We start from the raw sequence: 20,229 nt of genomic DNA, 5'->3' as shown, positions 1-20,229 counted from the left end.
TATGACGACTATACAAGGACCAGCCATATTCTTAGCACAATTTCTAGGCGATCAGCCACCTTTTGACAACCTGGAGTCTATTTGCCGATGGGCAAAAGGCCTAGGCTATGAAGGCGTGCAGATCCCAACCTGGGATACGAAGTATTTTGATGTACAGAAAGCGGCAGAGAGTAAGACTTATGCTGATGAGATAAAAGGGATAGTGGAAGGCCAGGGACTCAAGATAACCGAACTGTCCAGCCACTTGCATGGGCAGTTGGTAGCCGTTAACCCCGCTTACGATACCCTGTTTGATGGCTTCGCTCCGGAGCAATACCGCAACAACCCGAAAGCCCGCACAGAATGGGCTGTGCAGCAGTTGAAGAACGCCGCAAAAGCATCTCAGAATTTAGGCCTGACTGCCCACGGCACTTTTAGTGGAGGTTTACTATGGCATACCGTATACCCTTGGCCTCAGCGCCCTGCAGGTTTGGTAGAAGCCGGTTTCAAAGAACTGGCGAACCGATGGACACCTATCCTGAACACATTTGACGAAGCAGGCGTAGATGTTTGCTATGAAATTCATCCGGGTGAGGATCTGCATGATGGTGTGAGCTATGAAATGTTTCTGGAAGCGGTGAATAACCATTCCAGAGCCTGCCTGCTATATGACCCGTCGCACTTCGTGCTACAGGCAATGGATTACGTTTCTTACATTGATCATTATCATGAGCGTATCAGAATGTTCCATGTAAAAGATGCGGAATTCAATCCTACCGGAAAGCAGGGCGTGTACGGCGGCTACCAAAGCTGGGTAAACCGTGCAGGGCGTTTCCGTTCGCTTGGAGATGGTCAGGTAGACTTTGGTGCTGTATTCAGCAAACTCACAGCGTATGATTTTAAGGGCTGGGCTGTGCTGGAGTGGGAGTGTGCCCTGAAGCATCCGGAAGACGGAGCCCGCGAAGGTGCTATGTTTATACAAGACCATATAATAAGAGTAACAGAAAAGGCTTTTGACGATTTTGCCGCTTCTGGGGTAGATGAAGCAAAAAATCGTACTATACTAGGCTTATAATATTAAACGAAAGAAAACTTATGAAAAAAATATGGATGGTTGCCAGCTGCTTTGCTTTTCTGGCGGCATGCAGTAACCCTGAAAACGCAGAAAATGCAGAATACGAGTCGTATTACGACAGAGAATCGACAGCTGAGGCACCTGTTTATGCGGATTCTGCCAATGAGGCAGAATTAAGTGCTTCAACACGTCAGTCTGAGGTGGATACCAATTTAAATAATATTGGAACCGATCGTACGCCTACAACAACAGGTACTGGAGCAACTACAGGTGACGCTCAGGCGGGAGCAGGAGCAGGAGCTGCTGCACGTGAAAACACTGCTGCCAGTACAGCTGCTACGCAGGAGAACTTTGAGAGAGGTAAAAACCTGATAGCTACTTCTGACTGCCTAGCCTGCCACCAGGTGGATGCTAGGCTGGTAGGCCCTAGCTATGAAGAGGTTGCCGAGAAGTATGAATTCAACGATAAGAATGTTAATTACCTGGCCGGCAAGATCATCGAAGGGGGAGCTGGTGTTTGGGGGCAGATACCAATGTCGCCTCATCCGGATTTAAGTCGTGAAGATGCCAGTGAAATGGCTAAGTATGTGTTGTCACTAAAGAAATAAACATATGATTCGTACTTTCTTCTCCGCAGTGTTACTGTCTGCAGTACTCTTATCCTGTCAGTCATCTCAAACAGAAAACGAAACGGCTATGAACACAGAAACACCAGCAGCCACTTCACAGAACGAAGATGGAGACTGGAAGCCATTGTTTGATGGCCAGACCATAAGTGGCTGGCACACTTACGGTAAAAGTACTGCTGGGCAGGCCTGGAAGGCTGAAGATGGTACATTATACCTGGATCCAAAAGCGGATGAGGGAAGTAGGGGCGATCTTGTGACGGATGAAGAGTACGACGACTTTCACCTGAAACTGGACTGGAAGGTGGCGCAAAACGGAAACAGCGGTATTATCTTTTATGTGAAGGAAGACCCTGCCAAGTACCCCAATACCTATAATTCAGGTCTCGAAATGCAGGTGCTGGATAACGAAGGCCACCCGGATGCTAAAATTGTTAAGCACCGCTCAGGAGATCTCTATGATCTGGTGACAGGTAGTCCCGAGAATGTAAAGCCAGCCGGAGAGTGGAACCAAGCGGAGATCATCAGCAAAGACGGTAAGCTGCAGTTAATCCAGAACGGAACACAGGTAGTAGACACTACGCTGTGGGATGACAACTGGAAAGCGATGGTAGCCGGAAGTAAGTTTGCGGATATGCCCGATTGGGGAACCTTTAAAACAGGTAAAATTGCGCTGCAGGACCACGGTGACGAAGTCTGGTACAGAAATATTGTGATCAAAGAGCTTTAATCCTGCACTTTAACTTTAAGTGCTTAATCATTTAGTAAACAGTTTATTAGAAATTTTTTAAAACTCTAATACATGCCATCCAGAGCATAACGCTATTGGGAAAGCTGCTAGCGTTGCTGAAAGGTATCTCAAGTTAAATCTAAGAAACCATGCATCCGGTTACCCGTGTAAAGTTGTCTTTCATGATGTTCCTGGAGTTCTTTATCTGGGGGGCTTGGTTTGTTACACTAGGTACCTATTTACTATCAGAACTGTCAACCTCCGCCACACAGGTGGGGGTTGCTTTTTTAACGCAGTCTATCGGGGCAATTGCAGCTCCCTTCATCATTGGTCTTATTGCGGATCGCTTTTTTCCAGCGCAACGCATCCTTGGTGTGCTGCACTTGTTAGGAGCCGCTTTATTGTGGTATGCTTCTATCACTACGGATTTCGATACGTTTTATCCTACTATCCTGGTGTACATGGTGCTGTATATGCCTACGCTGGCGTTGGTGAACTCTGTTTCTTTCCGGCAGATGCAGGATCCAAGCAAGGAATTTCCCCCAATCAGAGTGCTTGGTACGCTTGGCTGGATTGTTGCCGGCTTAACCATCGGTTGGCTTAACTGGGAACAGGACGGAAACCTTGGCCTTACTTTCCGTATGGCAGCTATTGCTTCTGCTGTTCTGGGTCTTTTCAGCTTTGACCTGCCGCATACGCCACCTGTAAAAGCTGCAGGTAAGGCTACTGTTGGTGACATGCTAGGTCTGGAGGCGATAGGTTTATTGAAGAACCGCTCTTACCTTACTTTTTTCCTGGCTTCTGTTGCCATTTGTATACCACTGGCATTCTACTATAATTTTACTAATCCGTTCCTGAACGAGTTAGGGATGGATTCCGCTGCAGGGAAACAAGCAATGGGGCAGATGTCTGAGCTGCTGTTTATGCTCCTGATGCCTTTGTTCTTTGTCAGGCTGGGTGTAAAGAAGATGCTGGCCATCGGGATGTTTGCCTGGGTTGTGCGGTATGTATTTTTCGCTTTTGGTGATATAGATACCAATTACTGGATGCTGATAGGGGGAATTGTCTTACATGGCATTTGCTATGACTTCTTTTTTGTGACCGGCCAGATATACACTGATAACCTTGCCGGGCCACGCTTTAAAAGTGCAGCACAGGGCATGATTACCCTGGCTACCTATGGTGTGGGGATGCTGATTGGCTCCCTCTTGTCTGGAGTGATCGTAGATGCTTTTCAAACATCAGGGGGAGGCCACAACTGGCAGTCTGTTTGGCTGATACCGGCTGGCATTGCTGCGGTGGTACTGATTCTTTTCCTGCTGCTGTTCAGAGACAGGAATGCAGGTCAGGAGGCTACGGAGCCTCAGCCGCTGAATACTGCCTCCGGGCAGATAAAAGTTACAAGCTTGCCTTAACGATACTTTATAATTTAACCCCAATTTATGTCACAGCATCCTAACCGTAGAACTGCAATTAAAAATGTATTGGCAGGTACTGCCGCTTTAACTGCTACAGGTATGATAAGTCCATTATTAGCACGAGCTGACAATATAAAGGCTTCCCCACTAAAAGGTAATATCAACCACGCAGTGTGTCGCTGGACCTACAGCGGCCTTTCGTTAGAAGAGCTGTGTGTGGCAGCAAAGGGAATGGGTATAAAAGGCATAGACCTGGTAGGTCCGAACGAATGGCCTACACTGCAAAAGCACGGATTACATTCTACTATGTGCAACGGAGCAGAGATAGGTCTCTCGGAAGGATGGAACGACCCGCAATACCATGCCACCTTAATGAAGAACTACTCTGAAATGATTCCACGCGTTGCCAAGGCAGGCTATACCAACCTGATATGTTATAGCGGAAACAGAAAAGGAATGGATGATGAGACAGGGCTTAAAAATTGTGCCGAGGGCCTGAAAAAGATAATGCCCCTGGCTGAAAAGCACAAGGTGGTGCTGGTAATGGAGCTTCTAAACAGCAAAATTGACCACAAAGATTATATGTGCGACCATACCGCCTGGGGAGTAGAACTGGCAAAAAGAACGGGTTCTGAAAACTTTAAACTTCTATACGACATCTACCACATGCAGATTGATGAGGGAGATGTTATTCGAACCATCAGAGATAGTCATCCTTATATTGCCCATTACCATACAGCAGGTGTTCCGGGCAGGCATGAAATAGATGAATCGCAGGAACTCTATTATCCTGCCATTATGAGAGCCATCAAAGAAACAGGATTCAAGGGATATGTGGCGCAGGAGTTTATTCCAGAACAGGAAGATAAGCTGGCTTCGCTACAGAAGGCTATTCAAATATGTGATGTTTAAACTAATCTAATCTCAGAAATAAAACTATCCACTTATACTTTAAAAGAGCATAATGAACAAAAGAAGATCTTTCCTGCGATACGCAGGTTTAATGTCTGCCGGGGTTTTCATGACTCCTGCCCTTATTTCCTGTGGCACAAACAACGAAGCCAATGAAGACACTGCAACAACGGGTGCTACAGCAGATACCGGTACTGCAACTGCCAACACAGATACTGCGATTGGTATACAGCTTTACTCCTTGCGTGAGCAGATTGGAAGTGAAGGAATAGAGGTTGTGATTCCGAAGGTAGCTGAAGCAGGCTACAAGAAAGTAGAGACTTATGGCTACTCACAGGAAAATGGTTTCTTCGGAATGGAGCCAAGTGCTTTTAATGACCTGCTCAGGTCTCACAATTTAACAAGTCCGAGTGGTCACTATAGTATGGACCCTTATTTATCAGGGGGTAATGAGGAAATGCTCCAGTCTTTTATAGACGCAGCCAAGGCAATCGGCCAAACTTACATCGTTATCCCTCACATCGGTGATTCACTTCGTCAGAGTGCCGATGACTACAGAAAATTAGCACAGCGCATCAACGAGGCTGCACAAAAAGTAAATGAGGAGGGGCTCCAACTGGCTTACCACAACCATGCTTTTGAATTTGATCAGTTTGGTGACACAACAGGCTATCAGATTCTATTGGAGGAGACAGACCCTGAGTTAGTGAAAATGGAATTGGATCTTTACTGGGTATACAGAGCTGAAAAAGACCCGGTAGCCATGATGAACGAAAATCCGAATCGTTTTGTGATGTGGCATGTGAAGGACATGGATAGAAACGACAGGACCCTGAACACGGAGATTGGCAGTGGCAGCATCGATTACCAGTCGCTGTTCAATCAGTCTGCTTCTAACGTGGAGCATATATATGTGGAGCAGGAAAACTTTGCCGAGAATATGGATCCATATCAAAGCATCAGACAGAGTCATGACTATGTAACTAACACCTTGCTGTCGTAGATCTTCTATACGTGGCAGGTTTCTATGCCATAGGTTAAACAATAAAGAGTCCCTTGCACTTGGCTGCTAATCATTAGCTAAGGGTAAGGGACTCTTTATTGTTTATAGTCACACCGTAAATGTTAGTGGGGGCAAAATTTAAATTCTCTTAAGTGATTCAAGGCGCTGCTTACTGCTTTTGCAATACCCACGTCGTCATGCTTCTTTCCTGCTCCACTAAAACGGTCTTGAGTGGCTCCAGAAAATCAGCCGGTAAGAAAGATGCCATTTCCCGCAGCAGCGCCTCATCGGCCAGAAACCACACTTGGCCATGTGGCATCTGGTACTGGCGTTCATTTACCTGTTGCAGCTTTCCTGCCATACCAATGGTCGTACTAAGCCGACTAAAAAGCATGCCGCCAGGCTTTAGTACGCGCCATAGTTCCTGCACTATACTTCTGAAATGCTGCTCGTCTTTAGCAAAGTGTAGTACCGCGCTGCAAAGCACCACATCAAAGCTTTCATCTGGATAGGGTAAATCTGCTAAGTCAGCGACTATAAAGTTCTGATTTGTACCTTCCTGGTTTTCCTGTAAAGCTAGCTGACGCACTTGATTAATGGCTTCTGCTGAGATATCAGCTCCGTAGACCGTTACACCTGCTTTTAGTAAATATTCTATGTTTCTTCCGGCGCCACATCCTGCGTCAAATACTGTCATACCCTCCCTAATGCGGCCTTTCAGGAGCTGGTCGAACAGGTAAATATCTATATTCCCAAAAATAGCGGGCAAAGTGACAATAGCAGGTACGTTCATATCAAGGTTTGAAAATGTTCTTCCGCTCAATTTAAAACACATTCGCTATACTTTCTAAAGAAAATTTCGCATAATTGAATAGACGCTTATCTAAACCTACAAACTATGAACACAATTCCTGCACCAGCATCCCCGCAAAAGGCCAGGCTTACAGCAGCACAGTTCCTGCAGAAGTATGCGAATCATCCTGTCTACAATCCTCCTCGCGGACCTGAGCTAAACGCTAAAAACTGGCAGGCAGAGGCAGCGCTACGGATGTTTCTTAATAACCTGACAGATGAAGTAGCCGAGGCGCCCGCTGAGTTGGTTGTATATGGCGGAACAGGCCAGGCAGCACGCACCCCGGATGATGCCCGTAAAATTATAGAAGTCCTGTTGGAACTGGAGGAGGATGAGAGCCTGCTAGTGCAATCTGGCAAGCCGGTAGGGAAGGTGCGCACCCATCCGGAGGCGCCACGGGTAATGATTGCTAACAGTAACCTGGTGCCGCATTGGGCAACATGGGAGCACTTCAACGACCTGCGCAAGCGTGGGCTGATTATGTATGGCCAAATGACGGCAGGCAGCTGGATCTACATCGGCACACAGGGCATTCTCCAGGGCACTTATGAAACTTTTGTGGCCTGCGGGGAAAAGTATTTCAAGGGAGACCTGCGCCACAGGCTGCTGGTAACAGGTGGGTTGGGCGGCATGGGTGGCGCCCAGCCTTTAGCCGCTACTATGGCCGGAGCTACTTTTCTGGGTGTGGATGTTGACCCGGAGCGTATCCGGAAGCGCCTGGAAACCCGCTATCTTCATAAAATGACGGAAGACTATCATGAGGCAAAGCAGTGGGTGCTGGAGGCAAAGGAGAAGGGCGAAGCTGTTTCGGTTGGTTTGGTCGGCAACATAGGAGATGTGCTGGAGCGCCTGCTGCAGGAAGGTATTATTCCTGATATACTTACAGACCAGACTTCCGCGCACGATCCGCTTAATGGATACGTACCGGTTGGCCTTACCTTAAAAGAGGCTAAAGAACTTCTGTCAACAACTCCAGAAGCTTATAAGGAGCGCTCCCTGAAAAGCATGGCCCGCCATGTCGGTTGTATGCTGGAGATGCAAAAACGGGGCAGTAAAGTATTTGACTATGGCAATAACCTCCGGGAGTTTGCGCAGCAGGGCGGGGAAACAGATGCCTTCCGGATTCCCGGTTTTGTGCCGGAGTATATCCGCCCGCTTTTTTGCGAGGGTAAAGGTCCGTTTCGTTGGGCGGCATTGTCAGGAGATCCTGAAGATATAAGTGTGACCGATGAAGCGCTGAAGACATTGTTCCCTGAGAACAAGCACATGATTCACTGGCTGAATGAGGCGGAAGAAAAGGTGGCGTTTCAGGGGTTGCCCTGCCGCATCTGCTGGTTGGGAATGGGTGAGCGGGAAAAAGCCGGACTCCTGTTTAACCAGCTGGTGCGGGAAGGTAAAGTGAAGGCACCTCTGGTGATAGGGCGCGACCACCTAGACTGCGGTTCTGTCGCTTCGCCTTACCGTGAGACGGAAGACATGAAAGATGGCTCAGATGCCGTTTCTGACTGGCCACTGCTTAACCTCATGGCCAATACCGGCGGGGGCGCCACCTGGGTATCGTTTCATCACGGTGGCGGCGTAGGCATCGGATATTCTCAGCATGCGGGTATGGTTATTTTAGCGGATGGTACTGATAGGGCTGAACGTTGTTTGCGCCGTGTGCTATACAATGATCCGGCCCTGGGCATTTTCCGTCATGCAGATGCAGGGTATGAAGCAGCGCAGGGTAATGCGGAGAAGTTTGGATTAGATTTATAGCCACACCTTCTAAAAGGGTGAAGCATTATTGTAAATAAATGCAGCGCCATACAGCAAACACATCAATTACAATGAAAACAAGTGATTCCGAAATTTCTCTAATCGGCCCCTTCAGCCAGGCTATACCTATGACGGGGCTGCCAAAGACAGGTCCCATAAAAGATACGCAGCTGCAGGTGCTGGCGAATGCAGGGGTGCTGGTACAGGAAGGCAAAATTGTAAAGGTAGATGCTTACCAGAAGCTGGAACAGGGGGCGCAGGCGAATGCATACCAGGTTGATAGGATAGCGCAGCCGATGGTGCTGTTACCAGGCCTAATTGATGCGCATACTCACCTTTGCTTCGCCGGCTCCCGCGCGAATGATTATGCGCTTCGTGTGGCCGGTAAATCATATTTGGAGATAGCACACAGTGGCGGCGGTATTCTGGAAACGGTGCGCAAAACAAGGGAAGCCACGCTTATTGAACTGGTAGACCTGTTAAAGAAGCGCTGCGATCGGCATCTGGCGGAGGGAGTGACAACCTGTGAAGTGAAAAGTGGCTACGGCCTTACAGTAGATGATGAATTGAAGATGCTTGAGGCGATAGCACTTGTGCACAAGCATCATGCGCTGGACCTGATACCAACTTGCCTGGCTGCTCATACACGACCACCGGAATTCACAGATTCAAAACTCTATCTGCAGCACCTGCTGGACGTGTTATTGCCGCAGGTGCAGGAACAGAACTTAGCCAGCCGAGTTGATATTTTTGTAGAGGAATCAGCCTTTACTGAGAAAGAATCACTCGATTACCTGTTGAAAGCGAAGGAGATGGGCTTTGACATCACGGTACATGCTGACCAGTTCAGTACCGGTGGAAGCAGGGTGGCAGCTGAAGCAGGAGCCCTCAGTGCAGATCATTTAGAGGCCAGTGATGAGGCTTCTGTGGCGCTTTTGAAAGAGGCAGGAGTAGTGGCAACCGTATTACCGGGTGCTTCTCTGGGCTTAGGCATGGGCTATGCCCCGGCACGCACGATGCTGGACAGCGGCCTGTGTCTTACCATTGCCACCGATTGGAACCCCGGTTCAGCGCCAATGGGTGATTTGCTAACGCAGGCGGCTCTTTTAGGAGCTGCTGAAAAGCTTTCGACTGCTGAAACTTTTGCGGCCATTACCACCCGTGCCTCCCGTGCCCTCAACCTATCTGACAGGGGTGAGTTGGGAAAAGGATGTTTAGCTGATATAATTGCTTTCCCGACAGCAGATTACAGAGAGATTTTGTACCAGCAAGGCAAGCTTAAACCTGCTATCATCTGGAAGAAGGGGGTACGGGTTTGCTTGTAGAAGAAGCCATACAAAAGAAACGTACTTTCAATGGACAATCCCTGGTCTTCCTTACAAACATTATAAACTCAGGCCTTAAGGTAAGTATTTAAAGATTCATCAACAGCAACCAATCTGATGTATAAACCCGCTTCTAAACAGGCCTGGAAGGGCAGAACTGACGCACATGATGAGGAACTGGAGTATCGGTGGCATCAGGTAATCAAGTTTCTGGATTTGTCAGGAGAAGTGCCTCCTGTGCCTGACACAAAGATTGCTTTTGTTTTCTTAGGTTTCTGCTGTGATGAAGGGGTGCGCCGGAACCAGGGCAGAACAGGGGCCGTTGACGGTCCTGCAAGCCTGCGCAGTGCCATGGCATCTTTTGCGCATCACCTGCCTTCCAAAGTCATGCTTTACGATGCCGGAGATGTGCTATGCACCAATCAGAACCTGGAGGAGGCACAGGAACAGTTAGGAAGAAAAGTGGCGGTTTTGCTGCAGCATGGGTATAGGCCACTGGTGCTGGGCGGCGGACACGAGATTGCCTTTGGTCACTTTTTAGGATTGGAGCAGGCAACCGTAAAGCAAAGGCTCGGTATTCTGAATTTCGATGCTCATTTTGATTTGCGCTCTTATGCCCGGCAATCAAGTTCTGGTACGCCATTTCTGCAGATAGCAGATAAGCTGCATGAACAGGGAAAAGAATTTGTATACAATTGCATCGGAATACAGCAGCAGGGAAATACGCGAATTCTCTTCCATACAGCAGAAAAGCTACAAGTACAGTATACATTCGCGGAACAAGCACAGGGGCATCATACGTTTCCTGTTCTGCAGGAGCAGTTGCAGGTATGGCTGGAACAGGTAGAAGCTGTATACCTGACGATTGACCTCGATGTTTTTTCTGCTGCCTATGCTCCCGGAGTGAGTGCCGTCAATGTCTTGGGGCTTCAACCGGGAATCGTGCTGCAACTGCTTCAGCAGGTGGCAGCAAGTGGTAAATTGCTAAGCCTCGATGTGGCAGAGCTTAACCCTGCCTTTGACACCGACAACCGCACCGCCAAACTGGCTGCAGGGCTGCTGTATCATGCCGTAAGCGAGTGGGCTAAAGTATAACTGCCTGCCTGAAGTGCCAAAAGATCATCTGGCACAGATGCATCCATTGAACATCTAAAGTATATCTTAGCGCCCTATTCTGAATTTGGTCCAGTACGTAGTGTCGCTGGTAATGACCTCTACCAGGTAAGTGCCAGGTTTCATTTTGCCTAGCTTGTAGCGCCAGGAAGAGCTGTTGCTTTTTATACTCACCGGCTTCTGGTAAACCACTTTTTGAGCAACGTTCTTTATGCTCAATAATGCGTTTTCTTTTAGATGCTGAGAGAAATCCAGTTGATAGCTGCCCTTGCCGGTGTGATAAAGGTTTATACCTGAAAGCGTTTCGTAATTTTGGCTGCTATGCTTCGCATTGCTTACCAGCACATGTGGTTGCTGTTGTGCTGGCAGTACTGATGCAGGGCTTTGTGCGGTGGTGCTCAAACAAAAAGCGGCTGCCAGTGGTAACACGGTGGCAAGCGCTAAGGTATACTTTTGCTTCGTCTTCATATTCCTTTGGAAAAAGTATAGGTACAGCAGGAAGTATACACATTTGAGGCCAGAATTCTTAATTTATTCTATAGCGAAGAAGAATTTTGCAACTGCTGAAGTAGAGTGTTGTAGCACAAGTTGTTAGTAGCGCCATTTATTTTAATGCCTCCAAGCCAGTATTCTTTAGGTATGACAGTGGCTTCGTTTTGTAATACCTGAATCCCCAAAGGGCTCATTGTTAGAAGCCCATTGTCGTCTACGAGTTGTGGTTGCAGGCGCTGAAGTAGTTGCAGGAGCTGCCAATCGCCAAAGCCATACTCCGGATAGCTTTTCCAAAACTGTTGCATGAGTTGCTTCTTTGTATTAGCGCCTTGCTGTATAAGCTCTAGCAGTCCAAGTTCTGGCTGGCCTAGGCCGGTTTTACAACCCGGGAAGCGACTCAGATGCAGGGCCATCGCCTTACCAAAAGGTGGTTGAACTTCTTGATGCTGCTGTGTGTAGCTCTGAAGCTTCATAGGATCCGGACCTGCATATAGTTGCCAGATCCTGTGGGCTTCTTCTAGCTGAGCGGCATTTTGCTGATGCCGTGTCTCGAAAAGCTGTTGCAGTTCTTCTGGTTTAAGAAGGCCGATATTTTCAGGCAGGGGAGGTGTGCAAATAGTTACAGAGGATAGCTGAAGCAGGTACATGCGGTGTAGCAGGTACAGGAGGTTTACCTGGCACATTAGGTCAGCATCAAACCAAAGCACTACCTCAAAGAAAGCGCCTGCCGCATTCAATTTGGGCAGTTCATCCAGGACTTTCTTATTATAGTCAGCTGCTGCTTCCTTGTAGGTCTTTGTGATGTACTCCTGTCGCTTCTGCCAGAACGCGTGCTCGGGCAGGCTTGCTACAGCAGGCCCTTCTGAAAGAATTTCACGCCATACCAGCACCTGCCCTGGTAGCCTGGCAGCTTCGAAGGCTGGAAGAGAGGCATCGCCGTTTATGATGTGTAGTGTGGGGAGCTTTTTCATGCTATCGTCATTTTAATTTTCTGTAGCAATATAAAAAAGGCAGCTAACACCATCCGTGCAGCTGCCTTTTTAAGTCTCTTCGTTATGTTAGTAGTAGCTTACCGTTGTCTTACCCTGTAAGCCACCACTCTGTTATCTTTAAATGTGGGGACTAATAAAACACCTAATCTCTCAGCGTAGCTTATATCGGCGGTATTCATGTTCTGGCCACGGGTATTCAACACGCTCCAGTTCTTGCCATTGCTGTTTACATAGAATATTTCACCGTCCCAGCTCGAAATCAGATAATTTCCATCGCCGGCTTCCGCAATACCGTCCGCAGATTTTATTCCATCAGTCCAGTCTGTGAAGTTTTTTGTTTCCGGATCCAGAAAGCGAATCTTACCGCTGTTCATAAAGGCTACAATCATGCGGTTGCCTTCCTTGTAAATGCCATTCGGATTTTCACGCCTGGTGTTATCTACCCAAACGCTCACGCGGCCATTGTTGAGTTGGTAAATGCGCCGTTGGTCAGAGTCTGTGACAAACACATTTCCATTATTATCCACTGTTATACCATTCAGATCCCGGGCATTATCGGCTTTGTATTTCCCAAGAACGGAGCCGGTTTGGGTAGAGATAGCTACAATTTCATCTACATCGGCTACATACAGCACATTGTTATGCAAGGCTGTTCCTTTTGGGTCGTTCAGGCCTGATACCCAGTACAGTTCTTCTATTTGTCCGGTTGTGCTCAGGCGGGAGATAAAGCCATCCCCGTCTTTGCGGGTACCGGATTGTTCGTTGATGTTGGAAACATAAATGGTGTTACGCAATGGGTCGTGTACAACCGATTCAGGAGTACGCAAAGTATTATCAGACGCCCAGGCCTGCTCCAGTTCTACAGGAGCCCTGGACGAGAAAAGCCTGCCGATACAACTGTTAAGGCCCACCAGCAGGAAAACAAAAAAAGCATTCTGAAGTAAAATTCGCATAATATATTATAATGTTGATTTATATATTCTACGGTTCTAACTTCCTGCTGTTGTATAATTGGGCGTTAGTCTGTGTGTAAACCAAGCTTCCGCAGGGTAATCTGACGCGAAATTTTACCGGTGGCTGTTCCTGAAAATGTGGGGCTGTAGATGATTTCTTTCGGCACTTCATATTTTTTAAGGCGTGTATGAAGGCGGCTAAACAGTTTCTTTTCTGCAGCCTCACCTAAAGGTTTCCCTTCCATTATCAGCACAATTTTATCACCCAGCAGTTCATCGGGTTGCGCTGCTACAAAAAATCGGGGGGCGATTTCTGTATCTGCTAAAGCCTCTGTTATTGCCAGTTCTACGCTCTCGATCTGAACTTTCACGCCCCCTGTGTTGATGGTGTTATCAGCGCGGCCGATCCACCGGAAACGACTTGGGGTGAGAAGTTCGACTATATCGTTTGTCACAAGCAGCTCATTGTTTGTAACATCCCCTTTTATGGTCAGGCAGCCGCGTTTATCTATTCCTATCTCAATATCATCCAGCACCTGGTAATAATCGGTCGCTTCAGATCCGTTCAGGCGGCGAATGGCTATATGTGAGGCAGTTTCCGTCATACCATATGTGAGGCAGACCGGTGGCTTTATTTGTTGGATTTCCCGTTGCAAGGTAGCGGATATTGGGGCACCGCCAACCAGAATGCCCTTCATCCGGTTTAGCTGCGGCAGGGCCTCCGGCATTTCCTGCAAAATAGTCTGCAGTTGCAAAGGTACAAAGGAGGCAAAGTCCAGCTGCTCTTCCCGGCTTACGAGCGAAAGCGGATTGCTGACAGGGTCTACAATGATGATGTTCAAATCGGCTTTAAATGCCCGGACCAGCATCATCATACCAGCTATATATTCTGTATTCAGACACACAAAGGCACAGTCCCCTTTTTCCAGGCGCAGGAGCTTTATCGTTCTGCGAGCACTGGCTTCCATTTGCTTACGAGTCAGGGAAATTGTCTTGGGAACCCCGGTAGAGCCAGAGGTCATGATAGGAAATTCCTGTACACCGGTTAACCAATTGCGGCAAAACTCCAGCGTTTTGCTCTCGTATCCGTCCAGGGGAATGCTGTTCCTGAAAGAATAGGCTGCTATTTCGTCGTAATAGAATTTTCTGCCGTTGAGCAGAAGATATTTTTCGTTCATATATCAGTCAATTAACAGTATGCAAAGAGGATGATTGGCAACGCGGATGATTATTTTTATTGGTTACGTTTCCTTACAAAATTCATTGTAATGCAGCTTTAAAACAAGCAGAGCAGGCAAAGAAATAACGCTTTGCCTGCTCTGCTTGTTTTGCCTGCTTATACCTGATATAAGCTGTAAATAAAATCAGACTTATGTCTATATACTTGTGTCGCTTTACATCATTCTCTCACAATTTGATTTAATCAGCAACTGTGTCTTTTTTCTTCTCCCGAATTAAGTAATCTGCTGAAAAGCGTCCTGACCCAAACACCAGGAAGAAAACCAGTAAAGCGAGCACAATGATAGAAGACCACAATTCTGTATTTTCAGAGTAAAAGCCCCGTTCCGGATTAACAAAGAAAACGGCGCCTATCAGAATAGGAAGTTGGAAAAGAATGGCGACGCGCGTGACTAGTCCAATAGCAATAAGTACCCCACCTGCTAAATGTGCCATGGCAACATAATGTGCCAGACCCACAGAAACCCATGGAAACTCGCTTTTCTGAAGGATACTCATTAAGGCACCAGTGTCCTGGATGAACATAAAACCCTTTATAAAGAGGAAAACTCCAAGCCCAACGCGAATAAAGTCGAGCCAGAGCGGGTGGTGTGTGTCAGACCAATGCTCTACGCGATGCATGCTTTGTGTCAGGTTCATGGCTGTAAAAATTTAAGTAAAACATTGATTTATAATTATTTAAACGATTCCTGTTAATATTTGGACATAACCGGTTTAATTGTTTTCAGATTATTTCATTTTTGTAATTAGAAACAAAGAGAGAAAGGGCAAAAGCTGAAACACTTGCCTTAACCTGTAAGCAAAATCATTACTGCTATTAGTTAAAAGACACCCTGGCTTCAGGAGTTTACCTTTCTGCTGTTCTACTCGGAATCAGCTGCTTCCGGGTGCTTCTGACGCAGGATCTTATTGTCGACAGAGTAACGGCCAGGGCCTACAATCATAAAGAACAGGAGCAGGCACGTAACTAATATGGATAACCAAAGTTCCGTGTTTCCTACCTGAACACCGCGCTGTGGATTTACAATGAGTACGGCACCAATCAGGATGGGAAACTGGCAAAGCAGGGCAAGACGGGTTAAACAACCAAAGGCTATCATCAATCCTCCCACTATATGCACTACGCTGGTTAATATGGAGGCCCTCTTTATATCAAGCACATCCTGACTTTGGCTGAAGATATAGAACACGTCACTGGTATGCTCCAGAAACATAATTCCTTTAAAGAATAGAAAAAGACCTAGTAGAATGCGTAAACCATCCATCCAGACGGGATTGCTGGCGCTGTTTACGCGGGATGAAGTGTTTACCTCCTGTGTTAAACTCATGGGCAGAAATTTAATATAACAGGTGCTATATTTATATATACGTCTTCATTTACCTAACTGGTTGTGCAGGTATAAAATAGATTATCAGCTGGAGTCCTGGCATAAAAAAGCAGCACCCACAAAATGGAATGCTGCAGCTTTATGGTATATACCGCCGAGAATTTTTTTTGAATTAGCCCGTCTTTTTCAGCCTTGTTTACAAATTAGTAAATAACCTTTCTGACATCTTGCCTGTACCGGGTAAATGCTTCTGCATTGGCGGGGCTATCAGTGAAAATCTCCAGGATACCAGCGGCTTCTGCTGAAAAGAAAGCAGGCAAGGCATTCTCCAGCTCTTCTAAAGTATGTACCGGGGTATAATTCAGGTTGAAATCGCGCGCCGTGTTTTCTGCATTCAGCGCCTGGTGCGTTTCAAAGTAAGGCTCCAGTTCCGGCTGCTGTTTAGGGCCATCAATTAACCGGAAGATGCCGCCAGCGTGATTATTTAACAGCACAATGCGCAGGTTCTGGGGGAGATAGTTGTGCCACAGCCCGTTCCGGTCGTAGAAGAAGGCAAGGTCGCCGGTGAGCAGGGTGGTGATACCGGAACTGACGAGGGCGCAGCCAACAGCGGTGCTGGTGCTGCCGTCAATGCCGCTTGTGCCCCGGTTGGCATATACCTGTACATGCTGTGTAGGTTGCAGTGCCAGTATATTGGCATAGCGCACCGACATGCTGTTGGCCAGATGCAGGTGACTTTGTTGCGGCAGGTGCTGCAGTACACGTGCCACTACAGCCAATTCTCCGTAAGCTGCTTCTGTAACATGTTGCTGTATAAATTTCCCGGCCTTTTCATTCATATTTTGCCACACCCCGGCAAAAGCCTTAGCACCTTTTTCTTCTGCACCTGCCAGACTAGTGAAAAAATGAACAGGTTTACAGCGTATGATTCTGGTTAAGGTTTGAAAAGTGTCTGCCACATCTCCTGCTGGCTGCAGGTGCCAGTGTGCCTTTGGCTTGTATTTCCGGAGGTACAGCTTCAGGCTTTTCGAAATAATGGACTTCCCGAACGTAATCAGCAGGTCAGGTTGCAAGACTTTGAGCTTCTCCTCGTCAGGGCAGGAGAAGATGGCATCCTGGTATCTGATTACCTCCGGGTTTTGCTGCACATTACTGATGATGTCTCCAACCACTACAGTACCTCTTTTTCTTGCGAACGTCTCCAGGCTTTGCAGCAGCTGTTGGTCATATATATCCTGCCCAGCCACTATAAGCACACGCTGATGCTGCTGCAGTTCCTGCTGTAGTCGCTGTACCTGCTGGTGGTTTAGCTCGAAGGCATTGTGCTCTTCATCGATCACTTTTAACCTTTCACTAAAGGTCACCTCTTCATCCGGGGCAGGATAAAATGGCTCGCGTAGCGGCACATTGATGTGTACCGGCCCTGCCGGGAAAGCAACTGCTGTATTCAGTGCCTCTGACACCATGCGTTCACTGTGCCAAACAGCATCAGGATGAGAAAAGTCTACGGGAAAGGTATAACTCTGCTTGATGTGCTGCCCATATATGTTCTGCTGACGGATAGTTTGCCCATCTAGCTGGTCAATCCACTCCGGAGGCCGATCAGCGGTGAGCACCAGCAGCGGTACCTGCTGGAAGAAAGCCTCGGCTACAGCAGGAGCATAATTCAAAGCTGCCGTGCCGGAGGTACATACCAGCACTGTTGGCTTACCTGTTGTCTGGGCCATACCCAAGGCAATGAAGGCCGCGGCACGCTCATCGCTTACCGTGCGCACCGTCAGCTTCGGGTGGCGGGCAAAAGCAATCGTGAGCGGCGCACAGCGGGAGCCAGGGGAGAGGACTACCTGCTCCACGCCTTTGCGGGCACATATCTCGGCTATATTTACAACAGGTTGGATTATCATCGTTTTTCGTTGTTGGTTATTCGTTGTTCGTTTTTTCTTGTACAGAAGGCCTTACAGATTATATCAGAAAGATGACGAACAAGTGTATAGTATAATAAATCATTCAAGTTAACTCTAAACTTTCCCGAACAACTAATAACGAGCAACTAACAACGAAACTAGAATTGTTGAAGAATCCGCTGCATGGCAACCATTTTGTGCTGCGTTTCCATCCATTCTTTTACCGGGTCAGACTCAGCAGTAATACCTGCGCCAGCGTAAATAATGGCTTTGTCTTTTAATAATTGCATGCAACGCAGGTTCACGAATAAATGGGTGCCTGCTTTGCTGTTCACAGGACCTAAGAACCCGCTGTAGTAACTACGGTCATAGCCCTCGTGCTCCAGTATAAACTGCAGTGCAGGTGCTTTAGGCAGCCCGCAGACAGCAGAAGTAGGGTGCAGCAAGCGCAGCATGTCTGTTCCCAGGCTCGGGAAGTCCACCTCTTTCAAATCAACTTTAAAATCCGTGCGCAGGTGCATCAGGTTGCCTGCCACCACCGTGCGCGGTCCTATTTCGGTATACTCGCGTAAGCGCAGGCTTTTAAAGCAGAGCAGGATATAACGTTCTACCATGGCCTGCTCTTCAATCTCTTTCTGTCGCCAGATAGCATCGGCTACACTCTCGGTAGCAGGCTGTGTGCCTGCCAGCGCCACTGTATGGAAAACCTGTTGCTCATTTATACTGACCAGAATCTCAGGAGAGGCTCCAGCCCAGGTTCCTACGCCCGGAACCGAAACCACAGAAACAAAGGCCCTTGAGTGCTTCTGACACATCTGTTCAAAGACAGCTGCCAGGTCCAGGTGCAAAGGCAATGGAAGGATGCTGTTGCGGGACAGTACCACCTTCTCCATTTGCTCCTCCTTTATCGCGGCTACAGCCGCCGCTACAGCGTCCTGAAAATGCAAATCCGACTGCTGCTGTACACCAGCGTTCGAAGTGTGCCAACTCCGCTGAGGTGTGGTTGAACCAAGCTCCAGTGCCTGCATAAAATCAGCCACCTCAGGTGCGGGTGCATCAATTGCTGCTGTAAGTTTACCTGTTGCCTGGCTGATATACAGATCCGCTTTGATAAAGAGATTTGGTGCTGGCTCGCTTTCCTGAAAAGGGCAGAAGAGAAAGCCGAACGGGCTGTTTTCCAGTGTTGGTGGCGTTGGAGTGAAGCTATCCTGAAGCGACACTGCTACATGTGCTTCATTTGTATGAGGCAACCTCCAGGCTGCTACTGCTTTACCCTTCCCGATAGCTGTATGAATAACAGGAGCTAAGGTGTTGCTATGTGCCTCTGCACCAGTTGTATCGCTTTCTGAAGCAGTAGCTTGTTCCATTTAATTATATTTTATCGATTACGGCCACTGTCATGCGGCTGATGCAAACCATATCGCCTGCTTCGTTCGTGATTTTTGTTTCCCAAACCTGAGTGCTGCGCCCGTTATGTATGGCTGTGGCTTTTGCATAAACCCAGCCCTCACGCACACCCCTGATGTGGTTGGCATTAATTTCTAAACCAACACAGGCCTTCTTTGTTAGATCTACCTGAAGGGCGGCTCCCATACTTGCCAGCGACTCTGCCAGCACCACAGAGGCGCCGCCATGTAATAACCCCATTGGCTGGTGTGTACGATGGTCTACCGGCATTTTACCACAGACGTAGTCATCGCCTACTTCTGTTATTTCGATGCCAAGGTATTCCATCATTGTATTTTTGCACCACTGCTTTACCTGTTCTAACGTATTATAATTTTCGTGTGTAGACATGTATGCCTAAATTAGGGCTTCATTTGTATAAAAGGCAAAAGTAGAAGAATTTTGAGTATTAAGAAAGTATACCTCATTCGTCACGGTCAGACGGATTATAACCTGCAAAGTATTGTACAGGGCAGTGGCATTAACTCCTCTCTAAACGAGACCGGACAAGCGCAGGCCAGGCTGTTTTATCAGAAGTATAAAGATATTCCTTTTGACAAGGTTTATACCTCTACCTTGCAGCGTACTATTCAGTCGGTGCAGGGTTTTCTGGACCTGGGGCTGCCGCATGAGCAGCACGCCGGGCTGAATGAAATCCACTGGGGCACCCGCGAAGGAACCCGTATGACACCGGAAGAAGATCAGTACTATGCTGATATGCTGCTAACCTGGCGCGAGGGAAATTGCGATGTATGTGTAGAAGGAGGGGAGAGCCCTGAGGTGGTGGCAGAAAGGCAAAAGCCGTTCATAGACCTGATGCTGAGTAGGCCGGAGGAAGAAACAATACTGATTTGTATGCACGGGCGCGCGATGCGGATTATGCTATGCAACCTGCTGCGCTACCCGCTGCGCTGCATGGACCAGTTTGAGCACCTAAACCTGTGCCTTTACGAGCTCGATTATACGGGTAGTATATTCACTGTTAAGAAGCATTGTGACGTATCGCATCTGGTGGAGGAGCAACCTGTTTGAAGGCTTTTAACAAATAAGAAGCATATAGTTTGAATAAAATATTTTTAAATC

20 protein-coding genes are annotated in these 20,229 nt (G+C 47.6%); 10 read left to right on the top strand and 10 right to left on the bottom strand.

Annotated features, from left to right (window positions below):
- Position 1 precedes the first annotated feature (1 nt).
- The 6 genes from DXT99_RS04065 (at position 2) to DXT99_RS04040 (ending at position 5,743) form a co-directional block, all read left to right on the top strand.
- On the top strand, positions 2-1,054 hold the full coding sequence (locus DXT99_RS04065; protein WP_115564246.1) for a sugar phosphate isomerase/epimerase family protein: 1,053 nt from the start codon (positions 2-4) through the stop codon (positions 1,052-1,054).
- Between the two features lie 20 nt (positions 1,055-1,074).
- A complete protein-coding gene (locus DXT99_RS04060; RefSeq protein ID WP_115564245.1) occupies positions 1,075-1,662 on the top strand; it encodes a c-type cytochrome in 588 nt (195 codons plus the stop codon).
- 88 nt (positions 1,663-1,750) lie between these two features.
- Positions 1,751-2,410: a 3-keto-disaccharide hydrolase gene (locus DXT99_RS04055; protein ID WP_115564244.1), complete on the top strand. Its 660-nt coding sequence runs from the start codon at positions 1,751-1,753 to the stop codon at positions 2,408-2,410.
- 149 nt (positions 2,411-2,559) lie between these two features.
- Entirely contained in the window at positions 2,560-3,825 is a 1,266-nt protein-coding gene (locus DXT99_RS04050; RefSeq protein ID WP_115564243.1) for a nucleoside permease, read from the top strand.
- 27 nt (positions 3,826-3,852) lie between these two features.
- Entirely contained in the window at positions 3,853-4,740 is an 888-nt protein-coding gene (locus DXT99_RS04045) for a hydroxypyruvate isomerase family protein (RefSeq protein WP_115564242.1), read from the top strand.
- 52 nt (positions 4,741-4,792) lie between these two features.
- Entirely contained in the window at positions 4,793-5,743 is a 951-nt protein-coding gene (locus DXT99_RS04040; protein WP_115564241.1) for a sugar phosphate isomerase/epimerase family protein, read from the top strand.
- Between the two features lie 169 nt (positions 5,744-5,912).
- Here the strand turns inward: DXT99_RS04040 and DXT99_RS04035 are convergent, their stop codons facing one another.
- Positions 5,913-6,536: a class I SAM-dependent methyltransferase gene (locus tag DXT99_RS04035; RefSeq protein WP_115564240.1), complete on the bottom strand. Its 624-nt coding sequence runs from the start codon at positions 6,534-6,536 to the stop codon at positions 5,913-5,915.
- A gap of 105 nt (positions 6,537-6,641) precedes the next feature.
- Between DXT99_RS04035 and hutU the strand changes: the two genes are divergently transcribed.
- The 3 genes from hutU (at position 6,642) to hutG (ending at position 10,774) form a co-directional block, all read left to right on the top strand.
- Positions 6,642-8,354: a urocanate hydratase gene (gene hutU, locus DXT99_RS04030; protein WP_115564239.1), complete on the top strand. Its 1,713-nt coding sequence runs from the start codon at positions 6,642-6,644 to the stop codon at positions 8,352-8,354.
- 71 nt (positions 8,355-8,425) lie between these two features.
- The gene (hutI, locus tag DXT99_RS04025) at positions 8,426-9,679 is read left to right on the top strand and encodes an imidazolonepropionase (RefSeq protein WP_115564452.1); all 1,254 of its coding nucleotides are present in this window, start codon (positions 8,426-8,428) and stop codon (positions 9,677-9,679) included.
- A gap of 117 nt (positions 9,680-9,796) precedes the next feature.
- Positions 9,797-10,774, top strand: a complete 978-nt coding sequence (hutG, locus tag DXT99_RS04020) for a formimidoylglutamase (protein ID WP_115564238.1) — start codon at positions 9,797-9,799, stop codon at positions 10,772-10,774.
- A gap of 66 nt (positions 10,775-10,840) precedes the next feature.
- On the opposite strand, the gene DXT99_RS04015 is transcribed toward hutG, so the two are convergent.
- The 9 genes from DXT99_RS04015 to DXT99_RS03975 all read right to left on the bottom strand — a co-directional run bounded on the left by DXT99_RS04015 (position 10,841) and on the right by DXT99_RS03975 (position 19,497).
- Positions 10,841-11,260 carry a hypothetical protein gene (locus DXT99_RS04015; RefSeq protein ID WP_115564237.1) on the bottom strand — a complete coding sequence of 140 codons (420 nt, stop codon included), beginning with the start codon at positions 11,258-11,260 and terminating at the stop codon, positions 10,841-10,843.
- Positions 11,261-11,328: 68 nt separating this feature from the next.
- Positions 11,329-12,255, bottom strand: a complete 927-nt coding sequence (locus DXT99_RS04010) for a DUF1835 domain-containing protein (RefSeq protein ID WP_115564236.1) — start codon at positions 12,253-12,255, stop codon at positions 11,329-11,331.
- A 98-nt stretch (positions 12,256-12,353) separates the two neighbouring features.
- The gene (locus tag DXT99_RS04005) at positions 12,354-13,229 is read right to left on the bottom strand and encodes an SMP-30/gluconolactonase/LRE family protein (protein ID WP_115564235.1); all 876 of its coding nucleotides are present in this window, start codon (positions 13,227-13,229) and stop codon (positions 12,354-12,356) included.
- 65 nt (positions 13,230-13,294) lie between these two features.
- Positions 13,295-14,407 (bottom strand): AMP-binding protein, encoded by a 1,113-nt coding sequence (locus tag DXT99_RS04000; protein ID WP_115564234.1) that lies wholly within the window; start codon positions 14,405-14,407, stop codon positions 13,295-13,297.
- Between the two features lie 241 nt (positions 14,408-14,648).
- The gene (locus DXT99_RS03995) at positions 14,649-15,107 is read right to left on the bottom strand and encodes a DoxX family protein (protein WP_115564233.1); all 459 of its coding nucleotides are present in this window, start codon (positions 15,105-15,107) and stop codon (positions 14,649-14,651) included.
- A 224-nt stretch (positions 15,108-15,331) separates the two neighbouring features.
- Positions 15,332-15,796, bottom strand: coding sequence for a DoxX family protein (locus DXT99_RS03990; protein ID WP_115564232.1), 465 nt, complete (start codon positions 15,794-15,796; stop codon positions 15,332-15,334).
- Between the two features lie 203 nt (positions 15,797-15,999).
- On the bottom strand, positions 16,000-17,700 hold the full coding sequence (gene menD, locus DXT99_RS03985) for a 2-succinyl-5-enolpyruvyl-6-hydroxy-3-cyclohexene-1-carboxylic-acid synthase (RefSeq protein WP_115564231.1): 1,701 nt from the start codon (positions 17,698-17,700) through the stop codon (positions 16,000-16,002).
- A gap of 158 nt (positions 17,701-17,858) precedes the next feature.
- The gene (locus tag DXT99_RS03980) at positions 17,859-19,067 is read right to left on the bottom strand and encodes a chorismate-binding protein (RefSeq protein ID WP_115564230.1); all 1,209 of its coding nucleotides are present in this window, start codon (positions 19,065-19,067) and stop codon (positions 17,859-17,861) included.
- Positions 19,068-19,071: 4 nt separating this feature from the next.
- Positions 19,072-19,497: a PaaI family thioesterase gene (locus tag DXT99_RS03975; RefSeq protein WP_115564229.1), complete on the bottom strand. Its 426-nt coding sequence runs from the start codon at positions 19,495-19,497 to the stop codon at positions 19,072-19,074.
- Between the two features lie 51 nt (positions 19,498-19,548).
- On the opposite strand from DXT99_RS03975, the gene DXT99_RS03970 reads away from it, so the two are divergent.
- Positions 19,549-20,178: a histidine phosphatase family protein gene (locus tag DXT99_RS03970; protein WP_115564228.1), complete on the top strand. Its 630-nt coding sequence runs from the start codon at positions 19,549-19,551 to the stop codon at positions 20,176-20,178.
- Positions 20,179-20,229 lie beyond the last annotated feature (51 nt).

The sequence above is a fragment of the Pontibacter diazotrophicus genome (assembly GCF_003367245.1).
Lineage (GTDB): Bacteria > Bacteroidota > Bacteroidia > Cytophagales > Hymenobacteraceae > Pontibacter > Pontibacter diazotrophicus.
This window is presented reverse-complemented; position numbering and strand designations above follow the sequence as displayed.